We start from the raw sequence: 18380 nt of genomic DNA, 5'->3' as shown, positions 1-18380 counted from the left end.
CATGGCCGGACGCCCACGCGATTGGCACCCGGTCGCGGACAGTGACCCCATCCCCGGTGACGCCGACCGGGTCGCGAACCTGGGGAAGAAGCTCCGCAAGACCGCCGACGAGCTCGAGAAGCAGATCAGGAACATCAAGGCGGTCTCCGAGGTGGAGGCCTGGGACAGCAAGGCGGGCAAGGAGTTCCGCGAGAAGGCCCAGGGCAACGTAAAGAAGCTGGAAGCCGCCTTAAAGCGTTACGACACGGCGGCGGACGCCTTCGGCAGCGAGGTCACGGAGGTCGGCGGCAGGTTCGACGACAAGCTGCACGCCAAGCCGAAGAACTACGCGTCGGACCTGAACCGGGCCCAGGAGATGGCGGACCTGGCGCTCAAGGAGGCGCAGGACGCGGACGAGCGCAAGAGCGCGAGCCAGAAGAGCCTGGACGGCCTTTCCGACAAGGACAAGGACAAGGACAAGGGCGGCGGGGACGGGAAGGACGACAAGAAGAAGCTGGAGGAGGCGCGGGACGCCGCGGGCGACGAGATCGAGGCCGCCAGGAAGAAGATCGACCAGGCCAGGAAGGTCCGTGACGACGCGGCGAAGCGGGCGCGTGACGCGATCGAGGACGTCATCGCGGACGACTCCCTGAAGGACGGCTTCTGGGAGACCCTCGTCGACGACATCAAGTCGGTGACGGAGCTGATCTCCACCGTCTGCGGAATCCTTTCCTTGGTGGTCGGCTGGATTCCGGTGATCGGCCAGGCACTGGCGGGAGTCCTGGGCGCGATCGCCATGATCGCCACGCTGATCACCACGATCTGCACCCTCATCCAGGTCTTCCAGGGCAACGCCGACTGGATGGACGTGGGCCTCGCGGCGGTCGGCTTCCTGCTGATGGGCGTGGGCAAGGCCTTCTCGAAGGTGGCGGGAAAGTTCGCCAAGAACGCACTCGGCAAGATGGGCCGGGCCGGAAAGGCGCGGACCACGAAGCAGGTCACCAGGGCGAACAAGAACCTGCGCAAGCTCTCCGGCAAGAAGTTCAAGCTGGAGAAGGGCGAGGGCTGGAAGTCCCTCAAGGAGCCTTTCACCGAGCCGTTCTCCAAGGCGGCCTGGAGCAAGAATCTCAAGACGCTCAAGCCCGGCAGCGGAAACTTCGCGGCCGCCAGGAACGAACTGGCGGAGCGGGGCGGCGGCAGCGCCTTCAAGGGCATCGGGAAGTCGTTCTCCATGGCCGACCCCGGTGTCGCGTCCGACCTGAAGGCCATCAAGTCGGGAGCGGCCGGACTCGGCAACTTCGACGTCAATGCCGTGAGCCAGATCTCGAAGACGGCGACGCGTCTGGGGGTCACCGGAGCGGGCATCACACTGGCCGGCCTCGGCCTGGACGGTAACCTCAACCCGCTCGTGGCCTGAGCGCACGCTGATCGTGCCGGCCTGAGTCCTCCCACCGCACCGAAGAAGGAACGCAGTGAACACACCAGACGACGACGTCCCGGCGCTGTCCGAGGACTTCGCGGTCCGCATCGACCTCCAGCCCGGCTGGGTCGACCTGACGCTGCGCGAGGTCTCGAAGGCGGAGGCGAAGGCACTCGCCACGAAGACCGTCAACGAGCTCAACCCGCTCTCCCTGGAGATCGAGAAGAGCGCGGTCTTCGACGACATGGCCGAGCGGGCACTCAACCTCAACGAGGACGCTCCGGCGCTGGCGGCCGCGTACTACTCCGAGAGCGGCGAGGGCCTGATCAGCCTCATGGTCGACTCGTACGGGGACGAGGGCGTGCCGCGCCCCACGGCGGACGAGGTGCTGCCCCTGCTCCTGGAGTGGGAGAACGGCGAGGTCGTGGGGGAGCCGGAGGTGACCCGCCTGGAGCTGGCGGCGGGCCCCGCGATGCGGGTCCAGGCGACGCTGAAGATCAAGCGGATGCTCGGCCTCGGCCGGCGCATCACCGAGTTCGTGAAGTACGCGGTGTTCCCGCCCGGCATGCAGAGCCTTGTCGTGGTGACGGCGACGTGGGAGAAGATCCAGCTGACGGAGGAGAACGCGGCTCGCGTGGACGAGATCGTCCCGACGCTGAGGCTGGACCTGGTGGACGAGGACGGAAACGAGATCGCCCCGAAGCCGGAATCCTGACGACCCTGAAACCCGGACGACCCTGAGTGAATTCGAGAACCAGAATCCGATGAAGAACGCCAGCGAATTCACTTCGCCGCCCTCCGACTACAACGTCATCGTCCCCGACGGCTGGTTCCAGCTGCCGCTCGCGCCCGAGCACCGCGACCAGGGCATCATGGCGCTGGCGGACCAGCAGTTCCGGGGCGTGGACAACGCGCCGCACATCAAGAAGCAGTTCATGCGGGAGATGCAGCGCAAGGCGAAGGGCGCCTACGGCATCGGCGGCACGGAGCTCTACATCTCCACCCTGACGGTCGGCCAACTCCCGCTGGCCTCCTCGCTCCTGATCAGCATCCCGGGCCCCGACGAGTGGCCGAACATCTCATCTCCCGAGGAGCTGGCGGAGCACCTGGCGAGCAAGACAGGTTCCGACGAGCCGGAGGACGAGACCGCCGAGCTGGGTGTGGTGACCCTGGCGGCGGCGGGCCGCGCGGTGCGTGAGCGCCGCAGGGAGCTGTCGGACGCGTCCGCCCAGCTGGGCAGCACCCTGCCGAACACGCTCGTCACGTACTACGTCCCGATCCCCGCCACCAAGAGCTGGCTGCTCCTGAACTTCTCGACCCCCGTGGACCCGCTCGCGGACCGGATGGTGGAGCTGTTCGACGTGGTGGCGGGCACGCTGCACTGGGACTGAAGATGACGCAGCAGCAAGCCCGTTTCCGCCCTCGCGACGGCTTCGGTATCGCGGCCGCCGTACTGGTGCTCGCGGCCGTGGTGGTCGGCTTCTTCTGGGCGAAGGGTGCCTGGCGCTCCGCGATCCGCCAGGCCCCGGACCTGATGGTGGACTGGCCGGGTGGGGCGTGGGTCTTCGGGGCGGTGTGCGGCCTGCTGGCCGTGGCCGGAGTCATCGCCGGGCTGTGGATCACTGACGCCTGGCAGGGGACCACCGCGCAGTGGCGGATCGCACGCGGCGTGGGCAAGGCCGTGTCCTGGGGACTGCCGGCCGTCCTGACCCTTTACTTCCTCCAGGCTCTCCCCGGCCGCAACTGCCGCTCATACGAGCCGACTTGCCAAGCTGTCGACGGCGTGGGCCCGGCCATCGCGTCGTACGCCATCACGGCTGGGGCCGTGGGTTGGGCCGTCCACCGGTTCCGTTCGCGCCGCACGGCGCACCGCCAGGCGGAGCGCCAGGCACGGCTGCGAAAGCTACGCAAGAAGGGCAAGGGGAAGAGCCGGGCGGCGGGGTAGGCGAATCCGTCGCCGCCCTGGTTGGTCAGCGGTTGATGGACTGGATTTCCTCGATCGTGATGTCCTGGACCGCCTCGATCGTGCCGTTGGGCATGGCCTCCGCATTCGCCTGGCCTGTTCCCGTCCAGCTGATCTCCCACGTGAGGGAGGCCTTGAGAGGGACCGTCTTGCCGCCGGAAGAGCGGCGGTACGTGATGCCGCAAGGCGGGGTTTCCTCGGATTTGCCCTTCGCGTAGGGCTCACCGATCTTGCCGTCGACGATGGGGCATTCACCGTCGGCGGGGATGATGGTCGCGTCCTTGGTCCCGGGGTCGAGCGTGAGGGACTTCGGCTTGGCGGTCGTGGTCGCCTCGAGGTTGAAGCCGGGGACGTTGATGGCCGCCGTTGCCTTGACCTCGTCGAACACGGCCTTGTCGAGCCAGGCCCAGGTGGGCAGGTTCACCTTGGTGACGGCCTCGGGCGCCAGCGTGACCTTGGTGTCCGGCAGCTCCATGTGCTGGTAGGCGAGAGCGGCCAGCATCTCCGGGGTGATGGCCTCCTCGTGCTGGGGTGGCGGGGGCTCGCCGTTGTCGACCCAGAAGGGGAGGTCGGTGCAGCCGGTCCGCTTGAGGTAGTCGGGCTCATTGGGGTTCTCGACACCTGCCCAGAACATGCCCTCGCCGTCCTTCTCGACGTTGTAGTCCTTGTAGCCAGGGGTGTCGGTCCAGCCGTAGTCGTCCTCGTAGTGGCGCTGCATCTCGTTGATCGCCGCACCCGCGTGGCCGCCCATGCCGGGTGTGTTCTTGGCGCCCTTGATGTCGCCGGACATCTTCTTCTTGAAGTCCTTGGCACCGAGGTACGGGGCGTACCAGCAAGGCGGCGGGGCCCAGTTGACGTCGGCGGAGGATACGTTTCCGCTGCCGCCGCCCTTGGCTACGGAGCCGGAGTACTGGACCTTGGCGGCGGCATAGATGCCGGTGCCGTTCTTGTCGCTGCCGCCTTCCTCCGCGGCGCCGTTTCCGGAGTTGACGGGCTTGCCCGCATAGGCGACCTCCGTGAAGACGAGGGAGCCGAGGGCGAGCGTCAATGCAGCGGTACTGAGGACCGTACGCCGTGCTCTCTTCACTGGCACTTCTCCGCCTTCGTCTCGACGAACACCTTGGATGCCTGCCACAGGCCCTTGCCTGTGGGGTGCTTGACCATGATGATCTTGTAGTAGTCGAAGTCCTCGATGCTGGCCTTGGTCTTCAGGACCTTCTCGGTCTTGATTTCCTTGCCGTAGAACTTGGTTGCGTCGGCACAGAACGCGACCTCTACCGAGTTGCCGTTCGTGCTGGACCGTGTGGTGGCCTGGTAGTGGCGCAACGTGCCTGTGGCGGTCCAGCCGCCGTCGAGCCAACCGTCGATCTGCGTCTTCGCGTAGTGGAGTCCCTCGCCCGTGGAGTAGGCGGTGACGGCGGCGTCCTTCGCCGTGCGCTTGTCGACGCCCCGGTAGATGGCGCGGAAGAAGTTGGCGGCGTCGTCCATCGCCGCCGCTTCGTTCTTGCTGCCGGGCTTGTCCCAGTCGAAGACCAGGTCCATGTCCTTGGGCAGAGTCACGTCCACGCCGTCAGGCTTGTCCTCCGCCGGTGCTCCCGACGGCTCCGCCGACTTCTTCGGCTTCCCGGCTCCCTGGTCGGATCCGGCGATCTTGTCGTCCTTGGACTGTCCGTCGTCTCCGCTGCCGCACGCCGTCAAGAGCAGGGCTGCGGTCGCGGCGAGCGCGGCGGTGACGGGCATGGTGCGGCGATTCACGGTCGGCTCCCGGTGGGGCGAGGGGTGTCTCAAGCAGCCTGACGCTATCCGTGGGGTTACTGGTTCCGCCAGGTTCCGTAGTGGGACAAGTCCCCCGATACTGCGGGACTGTCATCGTGTCGTGACGCGAAGCCGACGGCTCACAGCCTCAGTTGAGCTTCTTCTCCTGGGACTTGACCACTGCCGGGAAGATCTCGCCGTTACCCGAACGCGACTGCAAGAACGCGTTGGCGTCCACCGCGAAGTAGAGGGCGATGGTGTCACCGTGGCGGGTGGCCTGCGTGCGTACGGTGTGCGTGTCGCCCTGGTACTTGGTCGTGGCCTTGAAGGCGAGGGACTCGTCGGCGTGGGGCGTGGGCGCCGTCCCCGAGGTCTCGGCGGTGACCGACTCGTACACGTTGGAGGCCTTGTCCCCCTTCGCCGTGAAACCGCCCTCGCACGCGCTGAGCGCCTTCGTCATGTCGGCCATGGCGTCCTGAGCTTTCCCGGGCGCGTACGTGGCGAGGGTGACGTAGGTGAAGGCGCCGTCGAACTCCTTCTTCTCGGCGACGCGCACGAAGCTGTCCCGCGTGTCGCCGACGGGGAACTGGCTCATCGCGTACCCGAGCGGGGCACAGACGGGCTTGTTGAGCTTGACGGTCTCCCTCGACTTCGCGAAGACGAAGTTGTCAGAGGGCTCCACCATGGTGTGGGCGGGTACCTCGCTCTTGGTCAGGGCGAGCTGGGCGGCCGACTTCGTGGGCTTCTTCTTGGCCGCGGGAGCGGAGGAGCCGGTCGCCTTGCCGGAACTTCCGCCCTTGCCGTCCTGGCCTCCCTTGTCGTCATCGCCGCTGCCGCAGGCCGTCAGTGTCAGGAGGAGCGTGGCCGCCGTGGTGAGGGAGAGGGCGATGGTCGTGGTGCGGCCGTTCACTGAGGGCTCCCGGTGAGGGTGGGGGACGTGTGGGGGTGAAGGTGATGACGTTAGTGGTGGGGTGGTTGGCTCTACCAGGCCTGAAAATGGGGTGATTCGCCTCATCACGGTGGACTGTCATCGTGTCGTGACGCGATCCGGGGTCGGCGGAGCGTCGGCGGGGTGTTCAGCCCTCTCCCCGCGAGGGGCCGGGCCTCACCCCCGGTCCCGCCCCCGCGAAAAGTCCCCCCGCCCCACCCGCGCCGCGAGACCCTCGCCGTCGCCCTCCGAACCCCGGAGCAGCGACCCGTACCCCGTGGCAGCCCACACGCTCCGCTCGGCGGGTACCTCGAAGTACGGAATCTGGCGGCCCTCGGGGCCCTCGTCCGTGAGTACCTGCGGCGCCCGGCGGGCACGGACCGCCGCCCCGCACTCCTCGCACACCGCGACGTGCAGCTGATCGCGCCGCCCCAGCGGGCGCCACCGGGTGCGACGGTCGGCGCGGCCGTGCAGGGGGTTGAAGAAGCAGAGGGGGAGCGAGGATGCCGCGCCGCCCTCCCGGTCCAGCGCGTCCCGGCCTTCCGCCACCAGGGCCAGCACGCCCGCAAGGTCCGGCAGGCCGCGCGCTGAATCGAGGACCGTGCCCGCGGCGGCGTAGGCGTCAAGTGCGCTACGCAGTCCCGGAGTTGACGTGTCCGCCGCCTGGACCGCCTCGCCCAGCGCGAGGACCTCCGCCTCGGTCTGGCGGCGCAGCGCCTCCTCGTCAGCCGTACCTGCGGCCGCGAACACCGCCTGGGGAAAGGCGAAGGGTGCTCCGGTCGCGCTCGGATATCGACGAGGACTGTTCCTCCGGCTCCGTGCCCGTCCGCGTACGAAGAAGGACAGGGCCCCGGCCGCCAGGGCGAGAGCGACGGTGACCGCGACCGCCAGCAGCCAGGGAGAGCCGCCGCCGTCCGCTCCGGCGGTGTCTTCGCGAGGCAGGCTGCCGCTCCCGCTGTCATCGTCCCGCAGGTGTTCCGTGGCGTCCTCGTACACCTTCGTGCCGTTGCCCTCCGCGATCAGCTCGATCGCCTTCTCCGTCCGGTCCGCGAGCCCCGCGTCCTTCGTCTCGTCCAGGAATCCCACCGCGCCCACCGCGTCGTTGGTCTGATGCCGGTCCGCGGGCCACTCGTAGCCGTTGAGGTCTCCGCTCCACTTGTCGCCGCCCGTGACGAGGATGAGTTCACGGCGGTCGACGCGGTCATGCACGACTTCCGCGAAGGCGTCGGCCTCGCCGTCGTACGCGTCGCCCTGCACGATCGGCACCAGAGCGACCTTGATCGGCAGACCGGTCTTCTCGATCTGCCGCACGAGCTGCTTCTGACGGGCGGGAGGCACGGAGTCGGCGTACGCGGAGTCGATGTACACGGGCGACTCGCGCAACGCGTCGGCGACCTTCTCGCCCGGGCTCGGCGCCCCTGACGCTTGCGCGGCCGCCGGCGACACCGAGGCGACGAGGGCTGTGAGGGCAACGCCCGCCATCGTGAGCGCGCGCTTCACATCACTGGACACCGGCGTACTCCCTTACCTGGCGGATGAGTTGAGGGATTCCGTCACGAGCCGCCGGCAGCGGTCCCGGCGCCTCTTCGTACGGCACGCGCTCACCGCGCCGCGGGCCCGGCAGCGTCAGCCGGAGCGTGTAGGCGAGGCGCGGCCGCTCGGTGACCAGGACGCGGCACTCCGCGCACACCGGGATGGTGCGCAGGCGCTGCTCCTCAGCCGAGTACTGGGCGTCGCGCCACCCCGTGGCCGGTCCGTGCAGCGGGTTGAGCGCGCAGCAGGTCTTGTCGGCCCCGACGAGTGCGCCGCGGCCCGCTCGTGCGAGGACGACGGCCGCCGCGAGGTCAGCGGGAGCGGCATCGTCGTCGACGTGCCCATCGGGGTCGCGGTCGGCGAGGAGCGTGGCGGTGTCCAGGCAGTCCCACACACGCGTGCGGACGGCGGAGGCGAGCGTGGCGTCCTGCGCCTCCGCCGCCTCGAACTCGCGGACCAGCGCGTCGAGTTCGTCGCGCACCGTGCGGCGCAGATAAGCGCGGGACGGGTCTGGGGGAGCCTCGAAGGAGGTGGTGGCGGAGGGGGCCGACGTCGTACGCGGCCGTCGCAGACCCGGCACCGTGAGCCGCAGCAGCCCGAGTACGGCGGCGGCGATCCCGAAGAGAAGCCCGGCCGCGACCGCACCGACTAGGAGCCCCGGCCAGAAGTCGCCGGAGAAGAGCGGCGAGAGCTCGTTGTCGTCGACTGGCTCCGGTGCGTCGTCCATGCCGAGCGATGAGGTCTCCGGCTGAGCGGTGCGCGGTGCCTTGTCGAGGAACGTCATCAGGTCGTCGAGCCGCTTGCCGAGCCGGTGGTCGGTGGAGCGGTCGTCGTCATCGCCGTAGCGGATGGAGTCGGGGAGTTCGAAGCCGATGAGGTCGGCGTCGATGCGCACGTCGTACGTGACGACGTCGATGGAGCCCGCGATCGGATCGGCGACGACGTACACGCCGTGGTCGCCCTTGGCGCCCATCTTCTGCCGCACGGCCTCCACGAAGAGCTCGGGCTCGCCCTCAGACTCGTCTTCGGTGAGCTGCGGAACAAGGGCGAAGAACACCGGTCCGCGTCCGAATTCACGCATCCGGTCCTTGAGTTCACGCTCCTGCGTGGCGTCGAGTACGTGTGGGCTTTCGGGATCGCTGTAGAGCGGACCGCTCTCCCGCAGCCCATCGGCGACGCGTTCGACGCGGCTCGACAGGTCGGATGCGGTGGGTTGCGGTGCGGCGCTGGTCGTCTCCTGGTCGAAGACGAGGGAGGCACCGAGGGCGATCGCTCCGGCGGCGAGCAAGGCTGCCCCGGCCTCGATACGGCGGGCGGTCAGGCGGCGGTGCGGGCCGCTGGTGGTGGCCGTCCCTGTGATGCGCCGCCGCCATCGGCGTACGTACGGGCTGAGACCGATGATCAGCAGCGGTACGCCGCTGAGGGCGATCCCGGTGACGAACGACTGGTTGTCGCGGTCGACGGGATCGATGTACATCTCCGGCACATCCCCGCCGGAGGCCTCGTTCTTCTCACGGGCGCTCTCCGCGCGCTCGGCGGCCTTCTTGCCGCCCAGGGCGATGACGTCGGTGAACCGCTCGAACTTGAGCAAGGGGCCGGCATCGTAGGGAAGTTCATAGAGCGCGACGGACGTCGCGTCATCGGCGGGCGCCCGCACCCCGAAGGCCGTGGCGTCGACGACACCCATGTCGTCGACGAGCACATACAGCCCGTCCCGGCCCAGCCGGTCATGAACGGCCGCGAGCAGCCGCTCTCCGCCGACGCCCTGGTCGGGCAGTACGAGGACGTAGGTGGGGACCTTGGTCCGCTGGGCCAGCTCCTTGAACTGCGGGGCGGTGGAGCGGGGGACGTCGCGGGGGAGCTGGTCGGTCACGTAGACGGGGTCGGCGCGGAGGAGGTCGGCGAGGGCGGCGGCTTGGGTAGGCGCGTTCTTGTCGTCCTGCGGGAGCTTGGGGGCGCTTGCGCTTGTGCTCGCGGTCGCGGGCTTCGCGGAGGCGGGCGGCGCGGCGGCAGAGGCTGTGCCGGCGCCGAACAGGAGCAGGGAGCAAAGGGTGGCGAGCAGCGCGAATCGGTGTCGTCGTCCGCCGGGGCTCACGCGCGGTATGCCCACAAGGCCAGCCGCCCCCTCGTAGACCCTGTTGCCCGTCTTCCCCGTCTTCCCCGTCACGCTCGCCCGTCCCACCCCGTAACTCATTGGGCGCACTTTACTGTCGCGACGGAGGCGTTTCCATGGGGTTGGTGTGCCGGGGCCGAATGAGGGAGCTGGTCATGCGCGGGCCTTGATCTCCTCGCCGTCCGGCCCCACGACCATGTCGCACAAGCCTCTGCAGAGGCCGTGGAACGGACTGCCCCTGCCCGATGAGCGGATCTCGACGCGGAAAGCGCCGTCGGGGATGCGCGTGACGAGGGGCGTACCGGCGGTCGAATGTGCGGCGGCGAAGGTCATGGGCTGATCACCCCGGCTCTTCCGCCTTCCTCGGCCACCGAATCCGAGAAGCTGCCAGTACTCCATGGACGCCGTGTCGAGCGTGAAGACGGCCATGGAAGGGCCGGTGGGAAACGGGACGTGGACCTGTATCCGGCCGGTGATGAGCTTGGGCTGCTCGTCGGCGAGCGGCGCCGGCTCCAGGTCGAGCGCGAGTTCGCGCAGGGTGACACAGGAGACGCCGGGGCCGCACGGCAGGTCGAGCCAGCGAGCGTCGTTGAGCGGATCATTCGCGAGCGTGGCCAGGGTGCCCTGGGCGGCAACATCAGGATCACTGTGATCGGTCTCCAGAAAGGCAGCCGTCAGCGAGCAGTGGGCGACACCCGGGCCGTCGAGACCGAAGATGCCGAGCGCCGAGGAGACCAGGCCGGCCGTGGCCATGGCCGCCGTGACCTGTTCATAGTGCGGAGCCGCGGATTCCCAGAGGGTGTCGTCTCCGTCGGGATAGACGCTGCGGACGAAGTCGGCCGCAGCCGCGCCGCGTTCCTCCGCTGATGCCTCCCCTTCTCCATCGAGTAGGCCAGGTCGATCGACTGGATGCAGACGATCACCCTCCTGCTGGACGAAGTCCTGCCGTGCGACGCCGAGGGCGATGACGGGTGCGGGGGCACGTGTGGGGGAGTAACCCACGAGATGGAGCTGACGGACGCAACGATCAAGGTGCACTGCGCGGACCTGACGGCGACGTGGGGGAGCGCCGGGGGCGGATGCAGATAAGTCCCGCTCATGTACCGGTAGGGGCCGACGCTGATGGGACTTTCCTGCAATCCCGCCCTGCAATCCCGCGCCCAGCCGCCCCACACCCCACCCACGGACCCAGGCACCCCCACCCAGGAAGCGAATTCCGCCTCGTACGCTGACAAGCCGAAGTCGACGGAGAACACACAGGGGACGGGGACAACAACATGGCCCGCTACACCGAAGCGCAGACCATTGCCCGCGGCGGTTTCAGCATCAAGGTGCCGGAGACCTGGTGGGAGTTCGACGTCCGGCCGGAGTCGCGCGACGCGAGCATTCGGCAGATGATCAACGACCGCATACGCGATCGCCCAGAGCTGGAGCCGCACCGGGGCACCTTCGAGGGCTTCCTGCGCAAGGCGTCCAAGGAGGCCTGGCAGTCCGGTGCCCTGTACTGCGGCTGCATGGCGGAAAGCTTCGGCGGCGACGTGCCGGTCACCGGCTCGGTCACGGTCTCCCTGGTCGGCGCCCGCACGTCGAACGGTGACGTGATGCCGACCGACCCGGCCGCGATCGTGGCCCAGCTCGGCGTACGGGAGGCCAAGCGCGAGGGCGACACGTACCGCAAGGTGACGACGGTCGAGATACCGGGCGTGGGACCGGCGGCGCGCACATACGGCATCGAGGACATCTCGGTCCCCGGCGACGACCGCACGATGCGCGTCGTGTTGATGCAGACGTTCATTCCGGTGCCGGGCCAGGAGGGCAAGGTCGCACTGGTGGCGGGCAGCAGCCAGGTCCTGGACCTGGCGGAGTCCTTCTTCGACATCTTCGACGCAGTGACGTCCACCTTCCGCTTCGCGGAGTAGGCGGACTCCCAAGCGCTTCCGCCCTGCGGCCTTGCCGCCTTCCGGTACTCCGCACGCAGCTAGTAACTACCATGTGCGTACGGGTACTTGTGCTACGGAGAGGGGAAATGCTTGCGGATAACATTGTGCGATGACGTTTGTGCGCCATTGATCCGCGCCTCTGGCGGCCGGATTGCAGGCGACGTGTTTCAGCGTGAATCCGGAACAAAGATTAGGAAGAGGAGGAGCCGTCGGGTGTCGGTGCCTACGTCTCCGATGCTCTCTCGGCTCTGTATTATGCGTACTCCTACATGGCAACTCTCGATGTCTCGTGGGTTGCATATACCTCGTCTTGTCTAGCGGATTCCGCGCACTTCCTGGATCGTGCAGCGGGAAGCGGGAACTCCATTTCGGAATCCGAGGTCGCTGTACAAGTCGAATGCATCGACATCCTCTCATCGGATGTGGGTACTGCCGCCGGATCGGTCGCTAGGTTGAGGGAGAAGTCGCAGAAGGCCGGTCGACAGCGGGTGGAATTGCTTCAGACACTTAGCTTCGGGTGAAATGCTCTCCGGGGGCGCTGTACTAGCCGGCGCCTACTCCCCGTGCTGGGCGACACGGACGCCCAGCCCCAGTGCAAGTCGCTGGCCCGGAGCCTGTTGGAAGGGCATCCCATGTCGCCACTTGCCCCGCATGCAGCGGGTCGCGCTGGATGCCGTACTCAGCTTCTTGCCTCCCTCAGCCTCATCCAGCGTCTTCCGCAGCTTCGACGAGCTTGAGGACACTCATCCCGATGAACACTCGAAAAGCAGTGGCCGGTTTCCCTGGCTCCATTCAGCTCGATGGTCTGGAAAATGCCTGGTACTGGTCCCCGGCGCCCGGAATCGACTTCGCCGGAGCCCTGTCTGCCGACGGGCGTCGGCTGCTGCAGCTCAGGGCTGCCGATTCGTATGATCAGAAATTGGCGGTAGCCGTACTGGGATTCGCGCGTGATCACGAAGAGTTCATGTTCGCTGCGAACCCGAGCATCGGATCCACAGAAGGGTTCGTTCCCCCCGAGGGATTCGAGTTCGACACCGTCGCGGCAACGTCCCCTGAAGTGCATCGATTCTATGCTTATGAGAACCCGGAACTCATGCCACTCGTCCGTGTGGTGTTCCCGGCGTACGCTTGTGAATTCTCCGGTGAGGAGTCCGAGAGCGAAGCGATCACCCGGTACAAGATGCTGGGCAAGAGCCGTCTTCTTGCGCGCGATCCGGTTCCGTTCCTCAAAATGCGTTACGCCAACACCCGAACCAAAGCACGGAGCACCAACCCTGGCCGCGGGTTCACGGAGGAGCGGAACCTGCAGCTGGAACTCCGGGACATGGACGGCGCACCCGACAGTTTCGTGGAATTCGAGAACCGTCACGCCAAGGTATGGCGGGTGGAATGGCATGGCGCTTGGTACGTGGGCGAGTGGGACACACAGGGCGGGGCGCCACAAGAGATTGGCCTCGACGAGCTGCTGACATTCGCTGCGGCTCGGCTGCGGGACTGAAGGGGTGCCTCCACGATCGGTCGGCCTGGCCGGCTTTCGGGGAGTATCTGCACTGCAGTGCATCTGCCTGCAGTGCGCTGCAGGCAGATGCATGCGGGGCATCCGTCGTTACGGGCGTGCGTACAGTCCGGCCCGGGGCGCAGGGTGGATCACCGGGCCGAACTCGCACCCGGATCAGCGGCGGTTCATCGCGCGCTTTACCTTCTTGCCCGCCGTCGACTCATCCAGCGTTTTCCACAGCTTTGATGAGCTCACCGATGTGTAGACGCCCGGGGCGCCCTGGGCGCCGCAGCCGTCGCCGTAGGAGACGACGCCTATCTGGATCGGGGCCCTGCGGCCGGGGACGTTACGGAAGATGGGGCCGCCGCTGTCGCCCTGGCAGGAGTCCTTCGTCTCGACTCCCGCGCAGAAGTTGACCTTTGAGTTGTACTCGGCGTAGCTCGTGCCGCATTCCGCGTGGGAGAGGATCGGGACCTTTACCTCGCGGAGGCGGTCCGGGGTGTTGGGGAGTTCCGTGTCCGTGTTGCCCCAGCCCGCGACCGTCGCCTTCTGACCCGGGCGGATCAGGGCGTCCGTGCCCTGGGTGGGGAGGGCGATCGGGGAGATCCCGCGCACCGGCTTGCTGAGCTGGATGAACGCCACGTCGTACGCCTCCTGGCCCTTGAGGTAGCGCGGGTGTACCACCACGCCTCCCTTGGCCACGTTGCGTATCTGGCCCTGGCCGGACTTGGAGAGCACCGTGCGGCCCACCGCCACCTGGAGCTTCTTCGGCTTGAGGGGCTTGCCCGCGTCGTCCACCAGGCAGTGTGCCGCCGTCATGACCGTGTCCGCCGTCACCAGGCTGCCGCCGCAGAACTGGCGGTCCAGCGCGCTGCCGGAGCCCTTGTCCATGACGGCCGCCATGAAGGGGTAGGCGTCGTTCGACACTTCGGTGCCGCCGATGATCGCGTGCGCCGGCGTTGCCGTGGCGATCAGGGTCAGGGATGCGGCCGCCGTTGCCACGGCCGCAGGAATGGTTCTGGGCGCGGACTTCGTCCGGCGCGTCGAGCGAGTCGAGTGACTTGAGTGACTTGAGTGAGTTGAGTGAGTTGAGTGAGTTGAGTGAGTTGAGTGAAAGGAAAGTCTCATGGGGGGTGAATTTCTCTTCCGTGTTGCGCAAAGCAGGAGTTCTTGCTTGTTCTGCACGTGAGACGGGTGAACGTGGGTGGGGGTTCATCGGCATGGACGGGCTTGTTGAGGTCGAGAGGAGTGGAGGCGTGGGGTGGGTGTGTCGGAGCCAGCTGAGGTGACGGCCTCTCTGACCGGGGCTTGGATCGACGCGTGGGTTTCCCGCGTACGGAAGGGGGTGGATTCTCATCTCCGGGGGTTCGAGGCCCGGGTTGGGTATCCGCCCGACTGCAACACGGTCGCTCCCGCCCGCAAGTTGGAGGAGCCCGAGCGCCGTGAGCCGGAGGAGTCCGAGCGCCTAGAGATCGCGGCGGCCTCCGGTGAACTCGCTCTCCTCTACTGCCATCTGAGCCACCTCAGCCTCCCCGACGTAGGCCCCGGGCTCTTCGTGCACTCCGCCCAGCAGACAGTGGCCGGGCTGCGCGGGGACCTGCCCACCCGGATCGAAGGTGCGGTCGACCACGCCCTCGGCACCCCCGTCGTCGTCTTCGGGTCCGACGGCGGCGGTGCGCTCTTCGCGCTCAGTCGGGCTGACGGCGCGACCGTGTATCGCCTGCCAGTAGGCCGAGTTGACGGTCAGACCTACCGGCCGGCTCCCTCCACCTCCACGCCGACCGAAGTCCTGGCCCCGAACCTCCGGGCCTTCCTCACGTACGTCGAAGGCCAGCTGCGGCAACAGACCTGAGCCCCACAGCCCCCCCCCCCGGGGCCAGCCCCCGACGGCCCCACACATGGCCGAAGCACGACCAACCAATCCCCCCGGGAACCACTCCCACCCCTCCCCGCGTCATGCGTGCGGCTGATGGATCAGGCCCACCAGCACCCCGTCAGCCGCCCAGCAGCCCGTGGTGTTCCTCATCACCGCGCCCGCCACCGCCCGTTGCGCAAACAATGGATATTCGCGTACGCACATCCACCTCTCCGCCCGAGATCCCGGAATGCGTGGGAACCATGGAGTACGGATTGCGCGTGGATAACGATGAGGGGTGCGGGCCGCAGCAGTCTTAACGTGCCTTGAGGGGCTTATGTGCTGCTGATACGGTGCGATGACTTGACACTGTGCCTGGGGCTGAATAGCCCGCCCGAGGCGGGCGAAGAGAGTCGCGAGTGTCTGAAAATGACCGAATCTTCTTGGGCGTGCGGGGAGCAGTTGCGTGAAGATCCAAGAGCGTACGGGGGCGGGCAACAGCCGTTCCGCCGCGCCGGTTCAGCCAGCGGTCGGTGAGCGCCTTCCCGCGCCGCCTCGCGAGCGCAAACCGGCACTCGCCGCCCTGGCCGTTCTGCTCATCCTCATCGGCGCCCTCGGCGCCACCGTCCTCGTGCTGCGCGCCGGGGACCGGATCGAGGTCGTGAAGGTGACGGAGGAGATCCCCGCCGGGGAGTCCGTCGTCCGCGACAAGAACGTCACGTCCGTGATGGTCTCCGCCGACTCCGGGATCAATTACGTCAAGTGGTCCCAGCTCGGCCAACTGTCGAAGCTCAAGGCCACCAACACCATCCCCAAGGGTGCTGTCGCCGTCGGCGAGATGTTCTCCGGCAAGAGCGGGCTGCCCGCGGGCAAGTCGGCCGTCGGTGTCTCCCTCAAGGAGGGGCAGTACCCCGCGGACGGCCTGAAGGCCGGCGACAGCGTGGACGTCTACCAGGTCGGCGACGACGCTTCCGGAGGCAGCTCCGGCGACAAGGGGACCGGCGGTTCGGCCGGGACCAGCGCCGGTGACAGCCCGATCGTCTCGGCCGCCCGGGTCAGCTCCGTCGCGGACAAGAGCGACGCCACCGTGAGCACCGGTGCCCTCGGCATCACGCTCCTGGTGGACAGCGCCGACGCCGCCGCCGTCACCAGGGCCGCGTCCGCCGGTGCCGTCTCGCTCGTCCAAGTGTCTCCCAACGGCAACTAGAGGCGAGTAGAAGAGACATGGCGCTCATTGCTCTCGCCGCTGACAAGGGATCTCCCGGAGTCACCACCGCGGCCGTCGCGCTCGCAGCCGTCTGGCCGCGCCGCGTCCTCGTCGCGGAGACCGACCCCGCCGGCGGCGACCTGGTCTACCGCAGTGCCGCCGCGCACGGCGGCCCGCTCAACCCCAACACCGGGATGCTCAGCATCGCGGCCACCGCCCGTCGTGGGCTTGTCCCCGATCAACTCTGGGATCACACCCAGCCGTTGAGCGGTGGGCTCGAAGTGCTCGTCGGGCTCGGCATCGCCGAGCAGGCCGCCGGTCTCGCCGGGCTCTGGCCGACCCTCGGCCGTGCCTTCTCGCAGCTCGCCGATTCGCCGAACGCGCCCGCCGATGTGATCGCTGACTGCGGTCGCATCAGTGGGGACACTCCTGCCGTCGAGCTGTTTCCGCAGGCGGCCCTCGTGCTGCTCGTCTCGCGGACCGAGCCCGAGGCCATCGCGCGCGTACGCGACCGGGCCGCCGCGCTCGCCACCAAGCTGCACGGCGGATCGCGCGGGGCCGCGTCGCTGGCGACCCCGCTCATCGGCGTACTCCTGATCGCCGACCCCTCGACGTCCGGCAAGCTCGTCCACCAGGTCAACGACATGCTGATGGCCGCGCAGACCGGCGCCCGCGTCGTCGGCACCCTCGCCGAGGACCCGGCGGGCGCCGAGCAGTTGGCGGGACGCAAGCGCGGGCGTCTCGACAAGTCCATGCTCATTCGCTCGGCCCGCAAGGTGACCGTCGACCTCTACCAGCAGTACGGCGCCGCCTGGGCCAACCCGAACGCCGGCTCGCACGGCACCGCGGGGATGCAGGGCACGCGCGGGGCCGGCCGATGAGCGTTCCCGTCGATCACCAGCTCGTGAAGCGGTTCCGGCAGGACGCCGGTGACCGCATCGCCGAGCAGCGCCGCCTCGACCAGGTCTCCGGCGTCACCCCCATGTCGGGCGAGGACGAGCGGCAGTACGCCCGCGCCGTCATCGCCCAGATCCTGGAGGAGTACGCCCGCATAGAGATCAACGCCGGGCGGACCCCGCTGGACGCCGAGACCGAGGAGAAGTACGCGGCCGCGGTGCACGCGGCGCTCTTCGGCGTCGGACGGCTCCAGCCGCTGCTCGACGACCCCGAGGTCGAGAACATCGACATCAACGGGTGCGACCAGGTCTTCGTCGGATACGCCAACGGCCGCGAGACCAAGGCCGATCCGGTCGCCGAGACCGACGAGGAACTCGTCGAGCTCATCCAGATCCTCGGCGCGTACTCCGGCCTCTCCTCGCGCCCCTTCGACTCCGCCAACCCGCAGCTCGACCTCCGGCTTCCCGACGGCTCACGTCTGTCGGCCGTCATGGACGTCACGCGGCGGCCCGCGCTCTCCATCCGACGTGCCCGCATGGGCAAGGTCTTCATGTCGGACCTGGTGGGCAACGGCACGGTGACACCAGAGGTCGCGCACTTCATGGCGTGCGCGGTGCGGGCCCGCAAGAACATCATGATCGCGGGCGCGACGAACGCCGGAAAGACCACGCTGCTGAGGGCACTCGCCAACGAGATCCCGCCGCACGAGCGTCTGGTGACCGTCGAGCGGGCCCTGGAGCTCGGCCTCGACCAGTACGCCGACCTGCACCCGAACGTCGTCGCCTTCGAGGAGCGGCTGCCCAACTCCGAGGGCCAGGGCATGATCTCGATGGCCGAGCTGGTGCGGCGCTCGCTCCGCATGAACCCCTCCCGCGTCATCGTCGGTGAGGTCCTCGGCGACGAGATCGTGACGATGCTGAACGCGATGTCGCAGGGCAACGACGGCTCGCTCTCCACGATCCACGCCAACAGTTCGAGTGAGGTCTTCAACCGCATCTCGACGTACGCCCTCCAGGCCACCGAGCGGCTGCCCATCGAGGCCAGCCAGATGCTCGTGGCCGGAGCCGTCAACTTCGTCGTCTTCATCCAGCGGCGCAACAACTACCAGACCGGCGGCAAGCTCCAGCGCATGGTGACCTCGGTCCGCGAGGTCAACGGCGTCGACGGCCGTGTCCTGTCCAGCGAGGTCTTCGCGGAGGCCGCGAACGGGCAGGTCGTCGCGCATGCGCCGATCGCCTGCATGGACGACCTGGCCGCGTTCGGCTACCGCCCCGCCGGGCAATGGGGGTGAG

17 protein-coding genes are annotated in these 18380 nt (G+C 68.1%); 10 read left to right on the top strand and 7 right to left on the bottom strand.

The genetic code is table 11. The features are described 5' to 3' along the window. The first annotated feature begins 1 nt into the window (after nt 1). The 4 genes from AB0I66_RS38950 to AB0I66_RS38935 are packed head-to-tail and all read left to right on the top strand — an operon-like array spanning nt 2 to nt 3344. Nucleotides 2–1396, top strand: a complete 1395-nt coding sequence (locus AB0I66_RS38950; RefSeq protein WP_363212796.1) for a hypothetical protein — start codon at nt 2–4, stop codon at nt 1394–1396. A 55-nt stretch (nt 1397–1451) separates the two neighbouring features. Next, nucleotides 1452–2114: a hypothetical protein gene (locus tag AB0I66_RS38945; protein ID WP_363212795.1), complete on the top strand. Its 663-nt coding sequence runs from the start codon at nt 1452–1454 to the stop codon at nt 2112–2114. Between the two features lie 49 nt (nt 2115–2163). Then, a complete protein-coding gene (locus AB0I66_RS38940) occupies nt 2164–2790 on the top strand; it encodes a hypothetical protein (protein WP_363212794.1) in 627 nt (208 codons plus the stop codon). Between the two features lie 2 nt (nt 2791–2792). Further along, the gene (locus tag AB0I66_RS38935; RefSeq protein ID WP_363212793.1) at nt 2793–3344 is read left to right on the top strand and encodes a hypothetical protein; all 552 of its coding nucleotides are present in this window, start codon (nt 2793–2795) and stop codon (nt 3342–3344) included. Nucleotides 3345–3369: 25 nt separating this feature from the next. On the opposite strand, the gene AB0I66_RS38930 is transcribed toward AB0I66_RS38935, so the two are convergent. The 6 genes from AB0I66_RS38930 to AB0I66_RS38905 all read right to left on the bottom strand — a co-directional run bounded on the left by AB0I66_RS38930 (nt 3370) and on the right by AB0I66_RS38905 (nt 10693). Then, entirely contained in the window at nt 3370–4455 is a 1086-nt protein-coding gene (locus AB0I66_RS38930) for a hypothetical protein (RefSeq protein ID WP_363212792.1), read from the bottom strand. Beyond that, complete coding sequence (locus AB0I66_RS38925; protein ID WP_363212791.1) at nt 4446–5117, bottom strand: hypothetical protein; 672 nt, start codon at nt 5115–5117, stop codon at nt 4446–4448. Before AB0I66_RS38925 ends, AB0I66_RS38930 begins: the two co-directional genes overlap by 10 nt. A 148-nt stretch (nt 5118–5265) precedes the next feature. Next, the gene (locus AB0I66_RS38920; protein WP_363212790.1) at nt 5266–6027 is read right to left on the bottom strand and encodes a hypothetical protein; all 762 of its coding nucleotides are present in this window, start codon (nt 6025–6027) and stop codon (nt 5266–5268) included. 195 nt (nt 6028–6222) lie between these two features. Then, nucleotides 6223–7557, bottom strand: a complete 1335-nt coding sequence (locus AB0I66_RS38915; RefSeq protein ID WP_363212789.1) for a hypothetical protein — start codon at nt 7555–7557, stop codon at nt 6223–6225. Further along, entirely contained in the window at nt 7547–9772 is a 2226-nt protein-coding gene (locus tag AB0I66_RS38910) for a hypothetical protein (RefSeq protein ID WP_363212788.1), read from the bottom strand. Before AB0I66_RS38910 ends, AB0I66_RS38915 begins: the two co-directional genes overlap by 11 nt. 72 nt (nt 9773–9844) lie before the next feature. Further along, nucleotides 9845–10693, bottom strand: coding sequence for a hypothetical protein (locus AB0I66_RS38905; RefSeq protein WP_363212787.1), 849 nt, complete (start codon nt 10691–10693; stop codon nt 9845–9847). Nucleotides 10694–10968: 275 nt separating this feature from the next. Between AB0I66_RS38905 and AB0I66_RS38900 the strand changes: the two genes are divergently transcribed. Together AB0I66_RS38900 and AB0I66_RS38895 are read left to right on the top strand one after the other, a co-directional pair. After that, nucleotides 10969–11610, top strand: a complete 642-nt coding sequence (locus AB0I66_RS38900) for a hypothetical protein (protein ID WP_363212786.1) — start codon at nt 10969–10971, stop codon at nt 11608–11610. A 772-nt stretch (nt 11611–12382) separates the two neighbouring features. Next, nucleotides 12383–13129 carry a hypothetical protein gene (locus tag AB0I66_RS38895; RefSeq protein ID WP_363212785.1) on the top strand — a complete coding sequence of 249 codons (747 nt, stop codon included), beginning with the start codon at nt 12383–12385 and terminating at the stop codon, nt 13127–13129. Nucleotides 13130–13303: 174 nt separating this feature from the next. Here AB0I66_RS38895 and AB0I66_RS38890 read toward each other — a convergent pair whose 3' ends face one another. Then, nucleotides 13304–14131 (bottom strand): serine protease, encoded by an 828-nt coding sequence (locus AB0I66_RS38890; RefSeq protein WP_363212784.1) that lies wholly within the window; start codon nt 14129–14131, stop codon nt 13304–13306. A 343-nt stretch (nt 14132–14474) separates the two neighbouring features. Here AB0I66_RS38890 and AB0I66_RS38885 point away from each other — a divergent pair, with 343 nt between their 5' ends. The 4 genes from AB0I66_RS38885 (at nt 14475) to AB0I66_RS38870 (ending at nt 18379) form a co-directional block, all read left to right on the top strand. Continuing rightward, on the top strand, nt 14475–14981 hold the full coding sequence (locus AB0I66_RS38885) for a hypothetical protein (RefSeq protein ID WP_363212783.1): 507 nt from the start codon (nt 14475–14477) through the stop codon (nt 14979–14981). Between the two features lie 469 nt (nt 14982–15450). Beyond that, on the top strand, nt 15451–16191 hold the full coding sequence (locus tag AB0I66_RS38880) for an RcpC/CpaB family pilus assembly protein (protein WP_363212782.1): 741 nt from the start codon (nt 15451–15453) through the stop codon (nt 16189–16191). Nucleotides 16192–16208: 17 nt separating this feature from the next. After that, nucleotides 16209–17072: a hypothetical protein gene (locus tag AB0I66_RS38875; RefSeq protein ID WP_363212781.1), complete on the top strand. Its 864-nt coding sequence runs from the start codon at nt 16209–16211 to the stop codon at nt 17070–17072. Then, nucleotides 17069–18379 (top strand): ATPase, T2SS/T4P/T4SS family, encoded by a 1311-nt coding sequence (locus tag AB0I66_RS38870; protein ID WP_363212780.1) that lies wholly within the window; start codon nt 17069–17071, stop codon nt 18377–18379. Before AB0I66_RS38875 ends, AB0I66_RS38870 begins: the two co-directional genes overlap by 4 nt. Nucleotide 18380 lies beyond the last annotated feature (1 nt).

Origin of the sequence: Streptomyces sp. NPDC050439, from assembly GCF_040655335.1 — a bacterium.
GTDB lineage: Bacteria > Actinomycetota > Actinomycetes > Streptomycetales > Streptomycetaceae > Streptomyces.
This window is presented reverse-complemented; position numbering and strand designations above follow the sequence as displayed.